Origin of the sequence: Streptomyces sp. NPDC048521 (assembly GCF_043199855.1) — a bacterium.
Taxonomy (GTDB): domain Bacteria; phylum Actinomycetota; class Actinomycetes; order Streptomycetales; family Streptomycetaceae; genus Streptomyces.
Window position 1 is genome coordinate 109,763 of record NZ_JBICWR010000022.1, and the last position, 19,184, is coordinate 128,946.

15 protein-coding genes, 1 pseudogene and 1 riboswitch are annotated in these 19,184 nt (G+C 71.7%); of the genes and pseudogenes, 3 read left to right on the forward strand and 13 right to left on the reverse strand.

What is annotated here, in order from left to right; all coding sequences use genetic code 11:
* Positions 1-54: 54 nt before the first annotated feature.
* The 5 genes and pseudogenes from ACGFRF_RS35795 to ACGFRF_RS35815 all read right to left on the reverse strand — a co-directional run bounded on the left by ACGFRF_RS35795 (position 55) and on the right by ACGFRF_RS35815 (position 5,562).
* Positions 55-654 (reverse strand): ATP/GTP-binding protein, encoded by a 600-nt coding sequence (locus ACGFRF_RS35795; protein WP_393747275.1) that lies wholly within the window; start codon positions 652-654, stop codon positions 55-57.
* Positions 632-1,003: a DUF742 domain-containing protein gene (locus tag ACGFRF_RS35800; RefSeq protein WP_393747277.1), complete on the reverse strand. Its 372-nt coding sequence runs from the start codon at positions 1,001-1,003 to the stop codon at positions 632-634. The genes ACGFRF_RS35795 and ACGFRF_RS35800 overlap by 23 nt, the downstream gene beginning before the upstream one ends.
* 2 nt (positions 1,004-1,005) lie before the next feature.
* Positions 1,006-1,440 carry a roadblock/LC7 domain-containing protein gene (locus ACGFRF_RS35805; protein WP_393747279.1) on the reverse strand — a complete coding sequence of 145 codons (435 nt, stop codon included), beginning with the start codon at positions 1,438-1,440 and terminating at the stop codon, positions 1,006-1,008.
* Between the two features lie 843 nt (positions 1,441-2,283).
* Positions 2,284-3,936, reverse strand: a pseudogene (locus ACGFRF_RS35810) (sensor histidine kinase); the annotation flags it as partial.
* 459 nt (positions 3,937-4,395) lie between these two features.
* On the reverse strand, positions 4,396-5,562 hold the full coding sequence (locus tag ACGFRF_RS35815; protein WP_393747281.1) for an MBL fold metallo-hydrolase: 1,167 nt from the start codon (positions 5,560-5,562) through the stop codon (positions 4,396-4,398).
* A 209-nt stretch (positions 5,563-5,771) separates the two neighbouring features.
* Between ACGFRF_RS35815 and ACGFRF_RS35820 the strand changes: the two genes are divergently transcribed.
* Together ACGFRF_RS35820 and ACGFRF_RS35825 are read left to right on the forward strand one after the other, a co-directional pair.
* Positions 5,772-6,956: a Glu/Leu/Phe/Val dehydrogenase dimerization domain-containing protein gene (locus ACGFRF_RS35820; protein ID WP_393747283.1), complete on the forward strand. Its 1,185-nt coding sequence runs from the start codon at positions 5,772-5,774 to the stop codon at positions 6,954-6,956.
* A gap of 167 nt (positions 6,957-7,123) precedes the next feature.
* Complete coding sequence (locus ACGFRF_RS35825; protein ID WP_393747285.1) at positions 7,124-7,744, forward strand: TetR/AcrR family transcriptional regulator; 621 nt, start codon at positions 7,124-7,126, stop codon at positions 7,742-7,744.
* A 359-nt stretch (positions 7,745-8,103) separates the two neighbouring features.
* On the opposite strand, the gene ACGFRF_RS35830 is transcribed toward ACGFRF_RS35825, so the two are convergent.
* The 3 genes from ACGFRF_RS35830 to ACGFRF_RS35840 all read right to left on the reverse strand — a co-directional run bounded on the left by ACGFRF_RS35830 (position 8,104) and on the right by ACGFRF_RS35840 (position 12,610).
* Positions 8,104-8,889 carry an SGNH/GDSL hydrolase family protein gene (locus ACGFRF_RS35830; protein ID WP_393747331.1) on the reverse strand — a complete coding sequence of 262 codons (786 nt, stop codon included), beginning with the start codon at positions 8,887-8,889 and terminating at the stop codon, positions 8,104-8,106.
* A gap of 258 nt (positions 8,890-9,147) precedes the next feature.
* Positions 9,148-10,068: a peptidoglycan DD-metalloendopeptidase family protein gene (locus ACGFRF_RS35835; RefSeq protein WP_393747287.1), complete on the reverse strand. Its 921-nt coding sequence runs from the start codon at positions 10,066-10,068 to the stop codon at positions 9,148-9,150.
* Positions 10,069-10,072: 4 nt separating this feature from the next.
* Positions 10,073-10,235: riboswitch (cyclic di-AMP (ydaO/yuaA leader) on the reverse strand.
* A gap of 302 nt (positions 10,236-10,537) precedes the next feature.
* On the reverse strand, positions 10,538-12,610 hold the full coding sequence (locus ACGFRF_RS35840) for an alpha-galactosidase (RefSeq protein WP_393747333.1): 2,073 nt from the start codon (positions 12,608-12,610) through the stop codon (positions 10,538-10,540).
* 171 nt (positions 12,611-12,781) lie between these two features.
* Here ACGFRF_RS35840 and ACGFRF_RS35845 point away from each other — a divergent pair, with 171 nt between their 5' ends.
* Positions 12,782-13,579 (forward strand): tyrosine-protein phosphatase, encoded by a 798-nt coding sequence (locus tag ACGFRF_RS35845; RefSeq protein WP_393747289.1) that lies wholly within the window; start codon positions 12,782-12,784, stop codon positions 13,577-13,579.
* Positions 13,580-13,751: 172 nt separating this feature from the next.
* Here the strand turns inward: ACGFRF_RS35845 and ACGFRF_RS35850 are convergent, their stop codons facing one another.
* From ACGFRF_RS35850 to ispG, 5 genes are all read right to left on the reverse strand, one after another.
* The gene (locus ACGFRF_RS35850; protein ID WP_393747291.1) at positions 13,752-13,874 is read right to left on the reverse strand and encodes a DUF6126 family protein; all 123 of its coding nucleotides are present in this window, start codon (positions 13,872-13,874) and stop codon (positions 13,752-13,754) included.
* Complete coding sequence (locus tag ACGFRF_RS35855) at positions 13,871-14,497, reverse strand: helix-turn-helix domain-containing protein (protein ID WP_393747293.1); 627 nt, start codon at positions 14,495-14,497, stop codon at positions 13,871-13,873. The genes ACGFRF_RS35850 and ACGFRF_RS35855 overlap by 4 nt, the downstream gene beginning before the upstream one ends.
* A gap of 242 nt (positions 14,498-14,739) precedes the next feature.
* Positions 14,740-16,125: an aspartate aminotransferase family protein gene (locus ACGFRF_RS35860; protein ID WP_393747295.1), complete on the reverse strand. Its 1,386-nt coding sequence runs from the start codon at positions 16,123-16,125 to the stop codon at positions 14,740-14,742.
* Positions 16,122-18,020, reverse strand: a complete 1,899-nt coding sequence (gene dxs / locus ACGFRF_RS35865; RefSeq protein WP_393747297.1) for a 1-deoxy-D-xylulose-5-phosphate synthase — start codon at positions 18,018-18,020, stop codon at positions 16,122-16,124. The genes ACGFRF_RS35860 and dxs overlap by 4 nt, the downstream gene beginning before the upstream one ends.
* A 36-nt stretch (positions 18,021-18,056) precedes the next feature.
* On the reverse strand, positions 18,057-19,184 hold the full coding sequence (gene ispG, locus ACGFRF_RS35870; RefSeq protein WP_393747298.1) for a flavodoxin-dependent (E)-4-hydroxy-3-methylbut-2-enyl-diphosphate synthase: 1,128 nt from the start codon (positions 19,182-19,184) through the stop codon (positions 18,057-18,059).

Genomic DNA, 19,184 nt, shown 5'->3' on the forward strand with positions numbered 1-19,184 from the left:
CTCCGTCGCTGTGGGCGTACCTCATAGATGGGCTCCGTGGGCGGTAGGGCGGAATCACATGTGGGCGCCACGGGTGGGCGCGGGCTCCGGGGTGTGGGCCAGGAGATGGCGAACGAGGGTGAGCAGGGTCTGGACGCCGGAGCTGGAGATCCGGGCGTCGCAGCGGACGACCGGGACCTCCGGGTCGAGGTCGATGGCGGCCCGGATCTCCTCGGGGTCGTAGCGGTGGGCGCCGTCGAACTCGTTGACGGCGATGATGAAGGCGAGCCCGCGTTCCTCGAAGAAGTCCACGGCGGCGAAGCAGTCCTCCAGCCGGCGGGTGTCGGCGAGGATCACCGCGCCGAGCGCGCCCTCGGACAGCTCGTCCCACATGAACCAGAACCGCTCCTGCCCCGGTGTGCCGAAGAGGTACAGCACATGCTCCGGATCGAGGGTGATCCGGCCGAAGTCCATGGCGACCGTCGTCTCCATCTTGTTCTCGATGCCTTCGAGGCTGTCCGTGGCGACGCTGACCGTGGTGAGCAGCTCCTCCGTGCTGAGCGGCGCGATCTCGCTGACCGCGCCCACGAAGGTCGTCTTGCCGACCCCGAAACCGCCCGCCACCAGGATCTTGAGGGCGGTGGGGAACGGGTCAGAGCTGTCGTCGTAGTCCATCGAGCACTGCCTCCAGCAGAGACCGGTCAGTAGGAGTGTGGTGGAAGGCGGGCGGCTTGGTGGTCAGCGCACCGCAGTCGACCAGGTCCGAGAGGAGCACCTTGGTGACCACTGCGGGCAGTGTCAGCTGAGCGGCGACCTCGGCGACCGAGACGGGGGCGCGGCACAGGTCGAGTGCCTGGGCGTGCTCGGGTCCGAGGTAGCCGAGCGGGGTCACCCCGGTGGCCATCACCTGCGACATCAGGTCGAGGGCGACGCTCGGCTCGGTACGGCCGTTGCTGACCGTGAACGGGCGCACCAGGCGTCCGGCCGCGTCGTCCAGCCAGGGCCCGTCGCCGGCTGCGGCCACGCTCAAGGCCTCGTCGCCGTGGGTTCGACGGCGTGCTGCCGGGGCGCGGTCACCAGGTAGGGGCGGACACTCTTGACCAGCATCGCCATCTCGTAGCCGAGCACGGCCGCGTCGGCCTCGCGGCCGGCCAGCACCGCCAGGCAGGTGCCGGAACCGGCGGTGGTGACGAACAGCAGGGTCGAGTCGAGTTCGACGACGACCTGGCGGACGTCGCCGCCGTCGCCGAACCGGACGCCCGCGCTGCGGCCGAGCGAGTACAGCCCCGAGGCCAGGGCCGCCATGTGGTCGGCGCTGTCGGGGTCGAGACCGTGGACGGACTTCACCAGTCCGTCGCAGGACAGGAGCACCGCGCTGCTGGTGTGCGGTACGCGCTGCACGAGGCCGCTCAGCAGCCAGTCGAGGTCGGATGCGTGGGCGGTCGGCGCATCGCTCGCCATGGTGGATCGACTCCTTGGGGTACGAAGGTCTGCGGGAGCGCTGGATGGGGGTGTGCGGGTGTGGGGTGCGTACGGGAGGTGCGGTCAGCCGGCCGGTGCGCTCCCGTCGGTCCGGCCGGTGCCACGGGTGCCGTCGGTCAGGGGCGCGTGGGGGCGCGCCTGGTGTATGGGGGTTGGGGCTGTGTGGTCCGGGACTGTGTGGTCCGGGGCCGGGTGGTTCGCGCCCATGCGGTCCGGGGGCGTGTGGTCGGACGGGTGGTCCCCGTGTACGCGGTCCCCGTGCATGCGGTCCGGGACCTTGTGGTCATGGCCTGCGTGTGCGGGCCGGGCACGCGTGGGTTCGATGGACTCGGGTAGCGCCGGGTGAAGATGGACACCCGTCATGTGAGCGGCATCCGTGTGGGCGACGTTCATGTGGGCGGCATCCGTGTGGGCGATGTCCATGTGAGCGGCATCCGTGTGGGCGGGGGCCGTGGGTGTCGCGGTCGTGTGGGCGGACGGCATAGGGGCGGGGTTCATGTAAGCGGAGTCCATGTGGTGCGGCTCCAGATACGCCGACTCCCCGCTCGGCGCTTCGACGGCCGCCGACTCCATGTGCTGCTGTGCCTCGGCGAGTCCGATCCCGCGTTGGAATGCTGCCATCAGCCCCGGGTCGTGCTCCGCGACGGTGTCGCTGTCCTGGCGGGGTGCCGGGCCGCCGCGCAACTGGGGCACGATGTGCTCCTGGGCGCGGCGGCGGGGCAGTCGGGGCTTGTCCATGGTCCCGCGCACGGTGCCGCCGCGCGGGGTGGGCGGCATACCGGCGTGCGCCTCCACGACCGGCCGGTCCTCGGCGCTGATGCCGGGCACGGCCTCGGCCGGGGTCGGCCGCGCGCCCTGGGCACCCCGCACCGGGAGGGGGGCGGGACCAGTTCCGTTGCGCCCGTTCTCGCCGCTCTCGGCAGGGCGCCGGGCAGCCCTGGTCTCGGCATTGCGCTGCCCGGATCCGCTCTCGGCACCCCGCCGCCCGGACCCGCGCTGGGCGTGCCGCCGCCGGCCGGTACCCGGGGCCGGTCCGGCCCCGGACCCGCCCCCCGCGTCGGGCCCGACCGTGGGCGCGGCCGCATACCCGGCACCGGGCCCGGCGGTGGATCCGGTCCCGCGCCCGGCGTGGGCAGGGGCATCGGTCGCCCTCCGTGCCGCCGGGATCTGTGCGGGCGGCGGTACGGGCACCGGTACCTGCCGCACCTGCGGCGCCGATCCGGTGTCCGCCGGATCCCGCGGCGCGACGATGGTCCCGGCTACCCCGGGCGCCGTTCCCAACAACGCCTGGGGGACGACGATCACGGCCTGCACGCCGCCGTAGATGTTGGTCTGCAGCCGCACGGTGATGCCGTGCCGGCGACCGAGCTGGGAGACGACGTAGAGGCCGATGCGGCCGTCGGCCAGCAGGCTGGCGACGTTGACCTGGTCGGGGTCGGCGAGCAGGGCGTTCATCCGGTGCTGCTCGGCGACGGGCATGCCGAGTCCGCGGTCCTCGACCTCCACGGCGAGCCCGGAGGTGACGAGGTTGGCGCGGAGCAGCACCTGGGTCTGCGGGGCGGAGAACACCGTGGCGTTCTCGACGAGTTCGGCGAGCAGATGGATGACGTCGGCGACGGCGTGGCCGCGCAGTTCGCCGTCGATCGGCGGCACCAGCTTCACCCGGGAGTACTGCTCGACCTCGGCGATGGCGGAGCGCAGCACCTCGGTCATGTTCACCGGGTTGCTCCACTGGCGCCGGGAGACGGCGCCGCCGAGCACGGCGAGGTTCTCGGCGTGCCGCCGGATGCGGGTGGCCAGGTGGTCGACGTGGAACAGGCCCTTGAGCAGGTCGGGGTCCTCGATCTCGTTCTCGAGGTCGTCGAGGATGGAGATCTCCCGGTGCACGAGGGACTGCAGCCGGCGTGCGAGGTTGACGAAGACCTCGAGTTTCTGCTCGCTGCCCGCGTGGCTGGAGAGCTGGGCGGCCCGCACGACGGCGCTGACGGCGCCGTCGTGCGCGCGGGCCAGATCGGCGGCGAGCAGTTCTAAGTCGTCGGCGTCCTCGGACGGCCGGCGGTGCGCATGGCGCTGCGGCGGGGTCTCCCCTTGGCGCAGCGCGTCGACCAGGGCGTGCAGGTCGGCCTCGCCGCGCGCGGCGGTGCGGCGCAGCGCGTCGACCCGGTCGGCGACGGAGCGGGCGGCGCGGTCGGCGGCCACGGCGGCGATCAGGATGCCCGCGACGGCCACGGTGGCCGCTCCGGCGAGCACGGCCCACAGGATGGGTCCGGTGCGCGCTCCGGTGGAGCGGATGCTGAACAGCACGGCGGCGGTGGCGCTGAGTGCGACCGCGAGCGGTGGCAGTACCGCGAGCCGCATGAGCTGGGGCCGTATGTGCGGTTCGGGCAGTGCGGGAGCGGGTCGGGCGACCGGTCGCCCGTGCCGGCCGCCCTCGCGGCGGTCGGCACGGGTGGCCGGTGCTCGGAGGTGAGACATCTGCGTCCTCGTACTGGTCCGTCGGGCCTGTTCCCTCACGCGTGCGCGTTACGGGCATGCGTCATCGCGGTGCCGGTCGGCGGGACCGGGGCACCCGGCCGCGCGTCGCCCGACGGACACTCACAGTAGTTGCCTCAGCATCATGTGCGGTGGGCAGTTGACAAACTCCCCCGGGGAGCGTCCCGCTCTGGTATGAAGCCTCGTACGAAAGACCGATGACCCGGCCGAAGACTCTCAGTCGACCCGAAAGAGACCGATAAGACCTGGTCAAAACCGATCACAAAAAGAAGACGGCGGGCGGTGGACCGGCATGCGCCCGACCCTCACCGCCCGCCCGTTTTCCGACGGTTGTCCGTCCGCACAGCGCGCCGGACCGCCCACGTCGGTATCCCCGCCCCGCACCCTGACGTCACGCAGAGTGCGGGTTTTGGCCCCGGCTCGGTGGCCGGAGCCGACACGTCAGCCGCGCTTGGGGGGCTCCGCGACGAACGCCCCGACGGAACGCCAGGTCCGCCGGACCTCCCCCGACACACCTCGCCACCACGCCTCGGCCGGGAGCTTGCCCGCCGGCTCGAAGGGCTCCCCGGGCCGGGGCAGGGCCACGGCCTGGCCGACCTCCTCCGCCTCCTCCTTCGTCCACTCCCCCGGCTCGGCCCAGGCGTGCGGGGCGAGGTTGAAGGTGCCCCAGTGGATCGGCAGCAGCGCGCCGTGCGGTGCTCCGCCCTGCAGGTCGAGGTGGGCGCGCAGGCCTTCCTCCGGAGTCATGTGGATGTCGGGCCAGAACTCGCTGTACGCCCCGATCTGGATCATCGTGGCGTCGAACGGGCCGTGCTCGGCGCCGATCTCCGCGAAGCCCCCGAAGTAGCCGGTGTCGCCGCTGTGGTAGATCCGGTGCTCCTCGCCGGCGACGGCCCAGGACGCCCAGAGGGTGTGCTGGGTGTTGCGCAGTCCGCGGCCGCAGAAGTGGCGGGCGGGGGTGGCCGTGAGGGTGAGTCCGCCGACCTTGGTGGACTCGTGCCAGTCCAGTTCGCGCAGCCGGTCCGGGGAGACGCCCCAGTGCTCGAGATGGGCGCCCACACCGAGCGGCACGGCGAACACGGTGTCCGTGCCGGCCAGCGCCTTGATGCTGGGCAGGTCCAGGTGGTCGTAGTGGTCGTGCGAGATCACGACCACGTCGACCTCGCCGAGCGCGGACAGCGGCAGCGGCACCGGGTGCAGCCGCTTCGGTCCGGCGAAGGGGAACGGGGAGCAGCGCTCACCCCAGACGGGGTCGAACAGGACCCGGTGGCCGTCGATCTCCGCGAGCACACTGGAGTGGCCCATCCAGGTCAGCCGCAGCCCTGTGGCGGGCGGCTTGGCCAGGTCGGCGAAGGTCGTGGGGTGCACCGGGACGGTGCCCTTCGGGGCGCGCAACGGCCGGGTGTCCTTGTCGAAGAACACCTTCGCGAAGTCCAGCGCCGAGCCGGAGGGCCGGGTGCGCGCGACTCCGCCGGGGTTCTGGAAGACACCGTCCTTGAAGTGCGGAGAGCGTCGGATTCGCGCCAGGCGCTCACCGCCCGGGTCCGCGCCGAAGGCCGCGGGCCGCACGCCGCGGAGCCCGGAGCTCAAGGAACGCAAACCTGTCACGGTACCTCCAGGGAAAGGGGCTGAGGGTCTCCATTATGGTCGGCGCCTCCGACAGCACGGGGCCGCCCACCGGTCCCGGCGGGCGCTACTGAATGTCCGTTCAGCACGTTGACAGGCCGGGAAGCGACTCCGAATACTGACTCGCGGTTCAGTAGTGCCGCATTCCGGCCCGCTCCGCCGATCACCCCCGGCCACCCCTTGGAGGCCCCATGACCGCCCCCGCTCCCCTGATGTCGCTCGTCTGGACGGACCATGTCACCGGCCGCCAGGGTTTCCTGGTCGTGGACCGGCTGGTGCGGGGCGTGGCCAGCGGCGGGCTGCGGATGCGTCCCGGCTGCACGCTGGAGGAGGTGGCGGGGCTCGCCCGCGGCATGACGATGAAGGAGGCCCTGCACTACAACCCCGAGGGCCGCTACGTCCCGCTCGGCGGCGCCAAGGGCGGCCTCGACTGCGATCCGCGGGCACCGGAGGCGTACGGGCTGCTGGTGCGCTACCTGCGTGCCATGCGGCCGTACATCGAGAGCTTCTGGGCCACCGGCGAGGACCTGGGCCTGACCCAGGACCTGGTGGACCGCGCCGCCGCCGAGGCGGGGCTGGTCTCCTCCGTCCAGGCGGTGTACCCACTGCTGGACGACGAGACGGCGGCCCGCAAGCGGCTCGCCGACGCCTTCGCGGTCGAGGTGGACGGCGTCGGCCTGGACGAGCTGGCCGGCGGCTGCGGCGTCGCGGAGTCGGTGCTCGCGGCCCTGGACCGGGCGTCGGTGCCGTACACGGGCACCCGGGTCGCCGTGCAGGGCCTCGGCACGATGGGCGGCGCCACCGCACGCTTCCTCGTCCGCGCGGGGCTGACCGTGGTGGCGGTCGCCGACATCAAGGGCACGATCGCCAACCCGGCGGGCCTCGACGTCGAGGCGCTGCTGGCCGCGCGGGACGCCTACGGCACCGTCGACCGGCGCGTGCTGCGCCGCGGCGACCGCGAACTGCCCGGCGAGGCCTGGCTGTCCGCCGAGGCGGAGGTGCTGGTGCCGGCGGCCGTGTCGTACGCGATCGACACCACCGATCAGGAGGCGATCGGCGCCCGCTGGATCGTCGAGGCCGCGAACATGCCCGTGCTGCCCGAGGCGGAGGCGCTGCTGGCCGCGCGCGGGGTGACGGTGCTGCCGGACGTGGTGGTCAACTCCGGGACCAACGCCTGGTGGTGGTGGACCCTGTTCGGCGACATCGGGGCGGACGCCGAGGAGGCGTTCGCGTACATCCGGCGCTCGATGCGCGCCCTGGTCGACCTGATGCTCGACCGCGCGGAGGCCGACGGTACGACCCCGCGCGCGGCCGCCCACGCTCTGGTGACCGACCGGCTGCCGGTGATCGCGGAACGCTTCGGGTGGTACCGGTGACGGGCCCGGGGCAAGCCTCCCCCTGACGCGCTCCGGGACCCCGCTTCCGTCGCCGACGTCGATGCTTGCGCGCATCCCGGCACGGGGATTGTCGGCCGGTGAAGGGGGCGCCGGCCGGACGGAAGAGGCCGTCGGCGCGTGTCCGGGCGGCTGTGTAGGGTGACCGCGTGGCGAGAGTGCGGTTGAGCGTGGCCGAGCGGCGCGAGGAGCTACTGCGGGCCGCCATCGAGCAGATCGAGGCGCGGGGCGTGGCGGCGGTCAGGATCGCCGACGTGGCCGCGGCGCTCGGTGTGAGCAACGCGCTGGTGCTGTACCACTTCTCGACCAAGGAGAAGCTGGTCGCCGCCGCGTTCACGTACGCGGCCGAGGACGATCTCGCCCGTCTGCGCAAGCTGCTGGGGCGCCGGACGTCCGCGCTGCGCCGGCTACGGGCGGCGGTGCGCTGGTACGCGCCCACCGGCCAGGCCAAGGGCTGGCGGCTGTGGATCGAGGGCTGGGCCGTGGCCCTGCGCGAGCCCGCCCTGCGGAAGGTCACCCGGGACCTGGACAAGCAGTGGAAGGCCGCGATCGCCGAGGTCATCGCCGAAGGCGTGGCCGGGGGCGAGTTCGCGTGCGCCGACCCGGCCGGTACCGCGCTGCGACTGACCGCGCTGCTGGACGGGCTCGCCGTACAGCTGACGTCCTATTCGGGCGCCGTGCCGCGGTCCCGGGCACAGGAGTGGGTCGACGAGGCCCTCGCACGCGAACTGGGCCTGGACCGGAAGGCGTTGACCGGGCGAGAGGGGTGAGTGCCCCGCACGGGTGGGCGTGATCGCACCCGGTACCACGCGGCCGCCCCGCCGACCGACTGAGCCGTGGCTCGGGGCACCGACCGGACACGGCCGTGGCAGGGAGCGGGACGTGGCCTCGAACGCCGCCGGACACGGCCCCGGCTCCGAGTGACGGAACGCCGGTCGGACACGGCCTGTGGCTCGGAGGGGGGCCGGACACGGCCGTGGCAGGGAGCGGGACGTGACCTCGAACGCCACCGGACACGGCCCCGGCTCCGAGTGACGGAACGCCGGTCGGACACGGCCTGTGGCTCGGGGGGGCGGATGTGGCCGTGCCCCGGGCCGCGGTTTGGGCGGTCCGGGGCAGGGGCGGGGCGTCAGGCCACGGAGGCGATGCGCATCTTGATGTCGTCCGGCGACAGGGTGCCCTTCGCCGTCACATGGTCACCGGACGACTCGCCACGCAGCCGTCGGCCGATCCACGGGACGAGGTACTCGCGGGCCCACTGGACGTCGTCGCGGCGGACCTCAAGGGTGCCCCGGGGCGGCAGCGGCGGCCACGGCTGCTCCGGGTCGGCCGGGATCTCGAGCCCGAGGACCTGTCCGGCGCGCAGCGCCACGCGCGTGTGCCCCTCGGGCGAGAGGTGGAGCCGGTCGTTGTCCCAGGCCCGGCGGTCCTGCACGGACTTGAGGGACCACAGGTCCAGCACGGGGCAGCCGTACCGGTCGGCGATGGCGCGGACGTGCCCGTTGTACGTGGCGATCTTGCCGCGCAGGTGCTTGAGCACGGGCACGCCCCGGGTGTCGAAGCCGGTCGTCACCATCACCGTGCCCGCGACCTCGGTCAACCTGGCCACGGCACGCTCGAACCGCTCGGCCACCTCGTCCGGATCGGTGCCGGGGCGGATGATGTCGTTGCCGCCCGCACAGAAGGAGACGAGGTCCGGGGCCAGTTCGACGGCCTTCGGGAGTTGGTCCGCCACGATCTGGTCCAGCAGCTTCCCGCGCACGGCGAGGTTGGTGTACTGGAAGTCGCCCTCGGGACGCCGGTCGGCGAGGAGTACCGCGAACCGGTCCGCCCAGCCCACGAACGCCCCGTCGGGACCGGGGTCGCCGACGCCCTCGGTGAAGCTGTCCCCCACCGCCACGTACGACCCGATCACTGATCTGTTGTCATTCTTCGAATCGTCTGCCACGTCGGACCATGATTCACCTTCGGATGTGACTTACGCGACCGTAGGCGGGGGTTGACGAACGGTGAGATGAGACACCCTTAAATAGTTTGCCAAGCCAGGAATAGGCATGCGGTCGGGCACGTTGAGGTGTGATCGTCATGCGGACACACCGAAGGCCGGACCCGGGGATCGTGGGTCCGGCCTTCGGAGGCGTGTCAGGCAGGGGGCTTCGGGCGAGGCGGTTGCTCAGCCGACGGGGACGCCGTGCTGGCGGAGGTAGCCGAGCGGGTCGATGTCGGAGCCGTAGTTGGGCGTGGTGCGGATCTCGAAGTGCAGGTGCGGGCCGGTCACGTTGCCGGTGGCGCCGGACAGGCCGATCTGCCGGCCCGCGGTCACGGTCTGGCCGGCCGAGACGGAGAGCTGCGAGAGGTGGGCGTACTGGGCGTAGTAGCCGTCGTCGAGCTTGATGACGACCTGGTTGCCGTAGGCACCGCCCCAGCCCGCCGAGACGACCGTGCCCGCGCCGACGGCCTTGAGGGAGGTGCCGGTCGGGACGACGAAGTCGACGCCGGTGTGGTAGCCGCTGGACCACATGCTGCCGGCCACGTGGTAGCCGGTGCCGACGGTCGCGCCGGCCACCGGGAGGGTGAAGCCGGTGGCGGTGGTGGTCGACGCGGTGGAGCCGGACCACTCGGCCGGGGCCGCCTGCGCCTGGGTGGGCTTCGAGGCGGCCGAGGACTGCGTCGTGACCGCGGAGCGCTGCGGGGCGGCAGGCTCGGTGCCGGTCTGCGCGGCCTTCTTGCCGAGCGTGAGCTCGAGGCCCGGGTGGATCAGCGCCGGGTCGGCACCGATGGCCTGCCGGTTGTCCTCGTAGAGCTGGTGCCAGCCGCCGCTGACGTGCTGCTGGTCCGCGATCGCCGCGAGGCAGTCGCCGGACTTCACCGTGTAGGTGCGCACCGTCGACTCCGGCTGCGTGGCGGCCTTCTTCACCGTGGCCGGCAGGGCCTGCACGGCCTTTCCGGCCACGGATGGCGCCGGGGTGGCGGCGTGCGCTCCGGTGGCCCCGATGAGCGGGAGGGCCAGCGCGGCGCCACCGGTTCCGGCGACGGCGATGGAGCGGGAAAAACGCGGGGTCTTGGGACGTCGGTGCTTACCCTTCGCGGGCATGGCGCATTCCTCTCCGACGCCTGCGAGGTCAGCTGTCGGGTTCGGGCTGGAGCTGCCCGGCCGCGCGGTGCGCGACTTCACCCCTAGCCTGTCGCGGAGACCGGACAGGCAGTCGTACCTGGTGGGTCCCCCGCTCCTGCCGTATGCGGGTCAAGTGTGTGGGGACTCCGGGCGGCGGCAGGATTCGGCGTTCCGTCCGGATGGGTGGTGAACGTAAGCGAGCGAGCCGCACCGAAACAAGCGGCGGGTTCCCGCGGTTCGCATTTCCGAAGATCGAAGACGGAAATACGCGGTCACCCACCGTGAATTCCTGCCGCGCGCACTCCGCAATTCCCCTTTTCCGCAGGAGAATTACGTGGACATGACGGACGACGCTCGGTCACCGATATGACGCTCCTCACGCGCCGTCCCGCCATAGGTCCTTGTTCCGCGGCCAGTTGGAACGAAGACGCCAATTCGGATAGAAGGCTCAGATGCGGCGCAAACGGCAAACCATTGCATCCAGGTCGCCCTTCAGTCCGGTGCGCAACCCGTGGTGCAGCAGGACGGCCCCTCGATACGTTTCGCCCGTTTCGCGGCATTCATACGATGCTGTCGGGTCGAGTCCGCGCAGCCGTACCGCGGGCACCGGCTCGCCGTAGCTCTGCGCCTGCAGCCAGGCGAGGACCACCGCCTCGTCGCCGAGGACGTACTGGACGGCGCTCAGACCGCCCGCGGGGGGCCGCAGCCGGTACAGCTCGCCGCGCTGGACGACCGGGCGGATCTCCTTGTACAGCTCCACCCATCGCCGCGCCTCCGCCAACTCCTCCGCGCTCCACCGCGTGAGGTCGCCGCCGACCCCCAGGACACCGGCCATGGCGCTGACGAAGCGGAAACGCAGCGAACTGACCCGGCCGTTGAGCTGGGTGTTCGGGCTGTCGGTGACCCAGGCGGCCATGACCCGCGCGGGGTGGATCTGGGTGAAGCCGTGCTGGATGGCGAGCCGGTCCAGCGGGTCGGTGTTGTCGGAGGTCCACACCTGGTCGGTGCGGCTCATCACCCCGAGGTCGATCCGGCCGCCACCGCCCGAGCAGGATTCGAAGGCGACCTGGGGGTGCGCCGCGCGCAGCCGGTCCAGCAGGGCGTACAGGGCCCGGACGTGGTCGACCCACAGGCGCTGCGGGTACGGCTCACCGGGCCAGCCGGCGTCGGTGAAGCAGCGGTTGAAGTCCCACTTGACGTAGTCGATCGGGGCGCTGGAGAGCAGGGCGTCCAGCTGCTCCCACAGGTACTCCTGGACGTCCTCGCGGGCGAGGTTGAGAACGAGCTGATTGCGCAGTTCCGTCCGCTTTCGCCCCGATTGGTACTGGACCCAGTCGGGGTGGGCGCGGTAGAGGTCGCTGTCCGGGTTGACCATCTCGGGTTCGACCCAGATGCCGAACCGCATGCCGAGGCCGTGCACCCGGTCGGCGAGGGGCTTGAGGCCGTGCGGGAAGCGGTCGGGGTTGGGGGTCCAGTCGCCGAGCCCGGCGCGGTCGCTGGTGCGGGCGCCGAACCAGCCGTCGTCCACCACGAACAGCTCGACGCCGATCTCGGCGGCGCGGCGGGCGAGGGCGGTCTGCTGCTCCTCGGAGATGTCGAAGGTGGTCGCCTCCCAGGAGTTGAAGAGGACGGGCCGGTCCTGCTCCGCGTCCGGGATGACGTACGCATGCTGGTAGGCGTGCCAGGTGCGGCTCGCGCCCCCGAAGCCGCCGTCGCTCCACAGCCCCGCGAAGACGGGGGTGGTGTACGACTCCCCCGGCTGCAGGAGCAGCAGGCCCGAGTCGTCGTATCCGGCCCCGCCGGTGATCTGCACGCGCGCGTCCGGGAGCTGGGCGACGGCGATGCGCCAGGAGCCGGACCAGCCGAGCGCGCAGCCGTAGACCTCGCCGCGCTCCTCTGTGGCGTCGGTGTCGAGTGCCACCCAGGGCAGATGCTGGTGGCCGGTGTGGCCGCGGCGGCTGCCGATGACCTTCTCACCGTAGGTGAGGGGGGCGGTGGTGAGCCGGGACTCGGCGGCCCAGCGGCCGTGCAGCTGGGACAGCCGCCAGCCGTCGCGGTCGGGCAGGGTCCAGGTGGCGGCGTCGGCCCGTAGCAGTTCCACGCGCGCGTGCCCGCCGTTCTCCACGGTCACCCAGCGCTCCACGACGTCCCCGCGCATCCGGTAGTGCAGGGTGATCACCAGTCCGCCGTCGGCGAAGCGCAGCCGCAGCTCGTCGCCCTCGGTGTCGTACGCCTCGAAAGTCCACTCCGTGCCGCGGCGGTCGTCCGTGCGCACGGACAGGGCGGGGCGGACGAAGCGGGGGCCGCCCTCGACGGGGTACTCCTCGCGGCCGTCGAGCGGGGACTCGAAGGGCCAGTAGCCGGGCAGGGGGCTCATCGCCAGCGCCTCGGCGTCCGCGAGCGCGATCCGCGGGCCCCAGTGCAGGTGGAGCAGTTCGTCGGCCTCGGTGAGATGCAGGGCATAACTGCTGGTGGGCCCAGACAGGAGCCAGGTACGACCGTTTTCGGCGATGTCCACCATCGAGACCTCACAGGTGTCAACAGATCCGCTCAAGTGCGAACATCATTAGGCCGCGAAGCCCCTGGTGACAATGCCTGTGGACAACTCATTGCCCTAGGTAAGCAATGTCGTATGGTCGACGGAGCGCCCGTCGACGAGCCGCGCCGGCGGGGCCGACCGGGAGGAGCCCCCGTGACGCAGCAGGTCCCGTCGACCGAGCCGGAGCTGGCCGGTGTGCGCAATTTCCGTGACGTGGGCGGACTGCCCACCGTGGACGGACGGCGGGTGCGGCAGGGTGTGCTGTTCCGCAGCGGGCACCTGGCGCACGCGACCGAGGAGGACGCGGCCTTCCTCTCCTCCCTGGGCCTGCACACGATCTTCGACTTCCGCAACGCCGCCGACCAGAAGCTGGAGGGCCCGGACGTCGAGCTGCCCGGCGTGCGGAACGTGAACCTGCCGCTGAGCGACCCGGCGGACGGCGCCGAGTTCTGGAAGATGGTCCGCGAGGGCGACCTCGAGCAGTTGCGCGCGATCCTGGACGACGGCAAGGCGGCGGCCAGGATGGTCGCCTCGTACCGGACGATCGTCAAGGAACGCACCGCCGAGCACTCCCGGGTGCTGCACGCGCTCGCCGATGACAACGTGCCCGCCCTGATGCACTGCGCGGCCGGCAAGGACCGCGCGGGCATCTCCATAGCCGTCACCCTCCTCGCCGTGGGCGTGGAACGCGAGGCGATCGTCGCGGACTACCTGGAGTCCAACGCCAAGCACCGCCGGTACAAGGTCCGGCGCAGCGGCAGCCCGGACACCGCGTACACGCCCGAGGTGATGGAGCTGCTCAGCCCGCTCTTCGACGCCCGCGCCGAGTACCTGGAGGCGGCCTTCCGGAGCATCGAGGAGACCTGGGGCGGGACCGACACCTACCTGGAGCAGGGCCTCGCCCTCAGCCCCGGGACCCGCGAGCGGCTCCGCGAGCGCCTGCTGGACTGAGCGCTCCCCCACCCTCACCGGCCGGCCCTTGGGTGCGGGTTGTCGAAGTCGAGGTCTGCCCCGGTCGGCCGAGCGGGGCCGGTGGTAGTCGTCGTACGTCGTGCCGGACGGACCCTGCCCGTGCTCGTACAGGACGTTGAGCACCCGGGCCGCGTCCGGCGTCCTCGCCCGGTCAGCCCTTGGCGCCGACCGCGAACAGCAGGTAGAGGAACCCGGCCAGGACATGGCCGAGGGCGATGTAGATGATCAGCCGGATCCACAGGGAACGGGGGAACTTCTCCTCGAAGTCGCTCATGGCAGCTCTCCGGTCAGCGGGCCCAGGCACAGTGTGGCCGTGGGGCTTTGCAGCAGGGTGTGGACGAACAGCAGTTCCACGCCGCCGTGGTCCTCAGCGGCGAGGCGGTGCGGGGTGAGCGAATCGAAGTGCGCGCTGTCGCCGGGCGCGAGCAGGTGTGCGGTGTCGCCGAGGCGCAGCCGCAGGCGTCCCTTGAGGAGGTAGAGCCATTCCTCGCCCGGGTGGACACGCACGATGTCGCCCTGCGAGCCGTACGGGACGCGCACACGCAGGGCCTGCATGGCACGGCCGTGCGCCCCGGCCTGGACGTACGTCCAGCCGCCCGCCCGGGTCGCCTCCATGTCGGCGGCCCGTACGATCGCGTCCCGGTCGGCGACCGTCTCGCCGAGCAGTTCGGAGACGGTCGTACCGTAGACGCGGGCGAGTGCGAGGAGCATCGGCAGCGAGGGCTGGCGGTGTCCGGTCTCCAGGCGGGAGAGGTGGGCCGGCGAGAGCCCGGCGGTGCGGGCCGCGGCCTCCAGGGTGAGGCCGGCACGCCGGCGCAGTGCGCGCAGTTGCGGCGCGACGGCGGGCAGGTCGTCGCCGTGACCCGCCGCCGGTGACGCGGCGTCTGAGGCGTTCATGCCTCCATTGAGCCCCAGTCTTGCCTGAGCGACAAATTTATTGCCCGAGAGGCAAGAGGCCCTGGGTCCGCCGTGCCGTGCTCATCGCCGGCGGGCTCGCCGTCGTCCTCGGCCTCATGGGCGTCGGCGCGCTCGGACTGGCGTATCCCTTCGTCCTCGTCCTGCCGTTCGCCCTCTGAACACCCCCGCCCCGCACCGAGCCCGTGCCGGTGCGGGGCGGGGAACGAAAGCCCGATTCGCGATCAGCGGTGGGCCACCGCCTGCTTGATCAGGGTCTTGCCGAAGTCCCACATCAGGCCGCCGCCGCTGTGCGCGTCGTCCATCACGGCGGCGAAGGCGTCCACGAACCGGTCCACATCGGCCTCGTCGATGACCAGCGGCGGAATGAGCTTGATCACCTCCAGGTGGTCCCCGGAGACCTGCGTGAGGATCCGGTGCCGCTGCAGCAGCGGTACGACGACCATCTGCGCGAACAGTCCCTTGCGTGCCGCCTGGAGCATGGTCCAGCGGCCGCGCAGCTTCAGCGAGGACGGCCTGCCGAACTCGATGCCGATCATCAGGCCCCGGCCGCGCACCTCGGCCAGCAGCTCGTACTTGTCGACCAGCGCGGTCAGCCGGGACTTCAGCAGCTCGCCGGTCGTGCGCACGCCGGCGACGATCTGCTCGTTCTCCATGACCGACAGTACGGCGAGGCCGCACGCCATCGCCGGGGCGTTGGAACCGAAGCTCGCCGAGTGGACCAGGACGCGGTCCATGGACGAGTAGACCTTCTTGAAGATCCACTCCTTGCCGAGGGTGGCGCCGACCGGGACATAGCCGCCGGAGAGGGCCTTGGCCACGCACACCAGGTCCGGTTCGACCCCGTCCTCGTGCTGGTAGGCGTAGAAGTCGCCGGTGCGGCCGAGGCCGGTCTGCACCTCGTCGGCGATGAGCAGCGCCTTGTGCCGGTGCAGCAGGTCCTGGGCGGCACGCAGATAGCCGGGCGGGGCCTCGTGCACGCCCTTGCCCTGGATGGGCTCCACGATGAGGGCGGCGACGTCGCCCTTCTTCACCTCCCGGGCCAGCGCGTCGAGATCGCCCAGGGGGACGGCGGTGTCGGGCAGCAGCGGGGCGAAGCCGTCGCGGAAGCCCTTCTCGCCGTTGACCGAGAGCGCGCCGGTGGTCAGTCCGTGGAAGGCGTGGTCGCAGTAGAGGATGCGCGGCTTGCCGGTGGCGTACCGGGCGAACTTCAGGGCCGTCTCCACCGCTTCGGTGCCGCTGTTGCCGAAGAACACCCGGTCCAGGTGCGGGCTGTGCGCGAGGAGCCGCTCCGCGAGCAGACCCGGCAGCGGCTGGCAGTCGAACCGGGTGAGGTCGGCGAGGTTCAGGTCGAGCACGTCGTGCAGGGCCTTGCGGACGACCGGGTGGTGGCGGCCCAGGCCCATCACCCCGAACCCGGCGAGCATGTCCAGGTAGTCGTTGCCGTCCGCGTCGAAGAAGTGGGCGCCTTCGGCACGCTCGTAGACCTTGTCGAAGCCGATGGTGTGGAGCATGCGCGGGAGCTGCGGGTTGAGGTACTTCGCGTGCAGCTCGTAGCGTTCGGCTCCGCGCTCGGCCAGCAGGGCACCGAGGTCGAACTCCGTGGTCATTCACTCTCCTTGGCTGTGCCGTCGACGTCCCTGACGGCCAGGCTCGCGCTGATCCGCCCGGCGATCTCGACGGGCGTGAGGCCGATGTCGGCCAGCACCTCGCCGCGCTTGGCGTGCGCGAGGAACTGCTCCGGGATGCCGAACCGCCGCACCGGCACGTCCACGTCGGCATCGCCGAGGGCCAGGGCGACGGCCGACCCGACGCCTGCCGCACGGCTGTTGTCCTCGACCACGGCCACCAGCCGGTGTCCGGCCGCCAGTGCGGGCAGGGCGGGGTCGACGGGCTTGACCCAACGGGGGTCGACCACCGTGCAGTCGACACCGCGTGCCCGCAGCAGCTCGGCGGCCTGCAGGCACACCGGTGCCATCACGCCGACGGCCACCAGCAGCACCTCGGGGCGCTCGGCGCGGTGCAGGACGTCCATGCCGCCCACGCGGTCGATCGCCGGGATCTCCGGGCCGACGGACTCCTTCGGGAACCGGACCAGGGTCGGCGCGTCGTCCACGGCGACCGCCTCGCGCAGCTGCGCCCGGAGCTGGTCGGCGTCGCGCGGGGCGGCGATCCGCAGGCCCGGTACGACCTGCAGGACCGACATGTCCCACATCCCGTTGTGGGACGCGCCGTCCACTCCGGTGACCCCGGCCCGGTCCAGCACGAAGGTCACCCCGCAGCGGTGCAGGGCCACGTCCATCAGCAGCTGGTCGAAGGCACGGTTGAGGAAGGTGGCGTAGACGGCGACGACCGGGTGCAGGCCGCCGGTCGCGAGCCCGGCCGCGGAGACGGCGGCGTGCTGCTCGGCGATGCCCACGTCCCACACCCGGTCGGGGAAGCGCTCGGCGAACTTCCCGAGACCCACCGGATGCAGCATGGCCGCCGTGATGGCGACGACGTCCTCCCGCTCCTGACCGATCCGCACGATCTCGTCGCCGAACACCGAGGTCCAGGAAGGCCCCTTGGCAGGCACGAGCGGTGCACAGGTGAGCGGGTCCATCACACCGACGGTGTGGAAGTGGTCCTCCTCGTGGGCGAGGGCGGGCTCGTAGCCGCGGCCCTTCTCCGTGAGGCAGTGGACCAAAACCGGGCCGTGGAAGCGTTTGGCCCGGCGCAGCGCGGACTCGACGGCGCCGATGTCATGGCCGTCGATCGGGCCGACGTACTTCAGGCCCAGGTCCTCGAACATGCCCTGCGGGGCGAAGGCGTCCTTGAAGCCCTTCTTCGCGCCGTGCAGGGACTCGTAGATCGTGTTGCCGACGACCGGGGTCCGCAGCAGCACGTCCTTGCCCCAGGCGAGGACCTTCTCGTAGCCGTCGGTGGTGCGCAGGGTGGCCAGGTGGTTGGCGAGGCCGCCGATGGTCGGCGCGTACGAGCGCTCGTTGTCGTTGACGACGATGATCAGCGGCCGGTCCTTGGCGGCCGCGATGTTGTTCAGCGCCTCCCAGGCCATGCCGCCGGTCAGCGCGCCGTCACCGATGACCGCGACGACGTGGCTGTTCTCCCCCCGCACCTGGTTGGCCTTGGCGAGGCCGTCGGCCCAGCCGAGCGCGGTGGAGGCGTGGCTGTTCTCGATGACGTCGTGCTCGGACTCCTCGCGCGAGGGGTAGCCGGACAGGCCGCCCTTGCCGCGCAGCTTGGAGAAGTCCTGACGTCCCGTCAAAAGCTTGTGTACGTAGCTCTGGTGCCCGGTGTCCCACAGGATGCGGTCGACCGGCGACTCGAAGACCCGGTGGAGTGCGATGGAGAGTTCCACCACCCCCAGATTGGGTCCGAGATGACCGCCGGTTCTGGATACCGCCTGCACCAGGAACTCACGTATCTCGTCGGACAGTTCGCCGAGTTCCGCCTCGGACAGCGCCTTCAGGTCGCGTGGTCCCCGGATCGTCTCCAGAATGGTCACGCTCAGGCCCCCTCTCGGTCCGTGCCTTGCCTCAACTCATGTGTCTGCGGGGCTCGTCCGCTCGGCGAGCTTCATGGCCTCCTCGATGAGGGTCTCCACGATCTTCGACTCGGGGACGGTCTTGACGACCTCGCCCTTCACGAAGATCTGCCCCTTCCCGTTGCCCGAGGCAACTCCGAGGTCGGCCTCGCGGGCCTCACCCGGGCCATTGACCACACACCCCATCACCGCGACCCGCAACGGCACCTCCATGCCGTCCAGACCCGCGGTGACCTCCTCGGCCAGCTTGTACACGTCCACCTGGGCGCGTCCGCACGACGGGCAGGAGACGATCTCCAGGCGCCGCTGCCTGAGGCCGAGCGACTGAAGGATCTGGATGCCGACCTTGACCTCCTCGGCCGGCGGAGCCGACAGGGAGACGCGGATGGTGTCGCCGATGCCCCGGGACAGCAACGCCCCGAAGGCGACGGCCGACTTGATCGTGCCCTGGAAGGCCGGACCGGCCTCCGTGACCCCCAGGTGCAGCGGGTAGTCGCAGCTCTCGGCGAGCTGCCGGTACGCCTCGATCATCACGACCGGGTCGTTGTGCTTGACCGAGATCTTGATGTCCCGGAAGTCGTGCTCCTCGAAGAGCGACGCCTCCCACAACGCGCTCTCGACCAGCGCCTCCGGCGTCGCCCTGCCGTACTTGCGCAGCAGCCGCCGGTCCAGCGAGCCGGCGTTGACGCCGATGCGGATCGGGGTGCCGTGGTCCTTCGCGGCGCGCGCGATCTCCTTGACCTGGTCGTCGAACTTCTTGATGTTGCCCGGGTTGACGCGGACCGCGGCGCAGCCCGCCTCGATGGCAGCGAAGACGTACTTCGGCTGGAAGTGGATGTCCGCGATCACCGGGATCTGCGACTTCCCGGCGATGGTCGCGAGGGCGTCCGCGTCGTCCTGCGTGGGGCAGGCGACGCGGACGATCTGGCACCCGGACGCGGTGAGTTCCGCGATCTGCTGCAGGGTGGCGCCGATGTCGGACGTACGGGTCGTCGTCATCGACTGCACCGACACCGGCGCGCCGCCCCCGACCGCCACCGGCCCGACCTGGATCTGCCGCGAGGGGCGACGCGGCGCGACCGGACGGGCCGGTACCTCGGGAACGCCCAAGGACACGGCGGTCAT

Excerpts from the sequence above, each read along its gene's own strand:
- ACGFRF_RS35795 (WP_393747275.1), bottom strand. The coding sequence starts at position 654 with ATGGACTACGACGACAGCTCTGACCCGTTCCCCACCGCCCTCAAGATC.
- ACGFRF_RS35805 (WP_393747279.1), bottom strand. The coding sequence starts at position 1,440 with ATGGCGAGCGATGCGCCGACCGCCCACGCATCCGACCTCGACTGGCTG.
- ACGFRF_RS35820 (WP_393747283.1), top strand. The coding sequence starts at position 5,772 with ATGACCGCCCCCGCTCCCCTGATGTCGCTCGTCTGGACGGACCATGTC.
- ACGFRF_RS35835 (WP_393747287.1), bottom strand. The coding sequence starts at position 10,068 with ATGCCCGCGAAGGGTAAGCACCGACGTCCCAAGACCCCGCGTTTTTCC.
- ACGFRF_RS35840 (WP_393747333.1), bottom strand. The coding sequence starts at position 12,610 with ATGGTGGACATCGCCGAAAACGGTCGTACCTGGCTCCTGTCTGGGCCC.
- ACGFRF_RS35850 (WP_393747291.1), bottom strand. The coding sequence starts at position 13,874 with ATGAGCGACTTCGAGGAGAAGTTCCCCCGTTCCCTGTGGATCCGGCTG.
- ACGFRF_RS35855 (WP_393747293.1), bottom strand. The coding sequence starts at position 14,497 with ATGAACGCCTCAGACGCCGCGTCACCGGCGGCGGGTCACGGCGACGAC.
- ACGFRF_RS35860 (WP_393747295.1), bottom strand. The coding sequence starts at position 16,125 with ATGACCACGGAGTTCGACCTCGGTGCCCTGCTGGCCGAGCGCGGAGCC.
- ispG (WP_393747298.1), bottom strand. The coding sequence starts at position 19,184 with ATGACCGCCGTGTCCTTGGGCGTTCCCGAGGTACCGGCCCGTCCGGTC.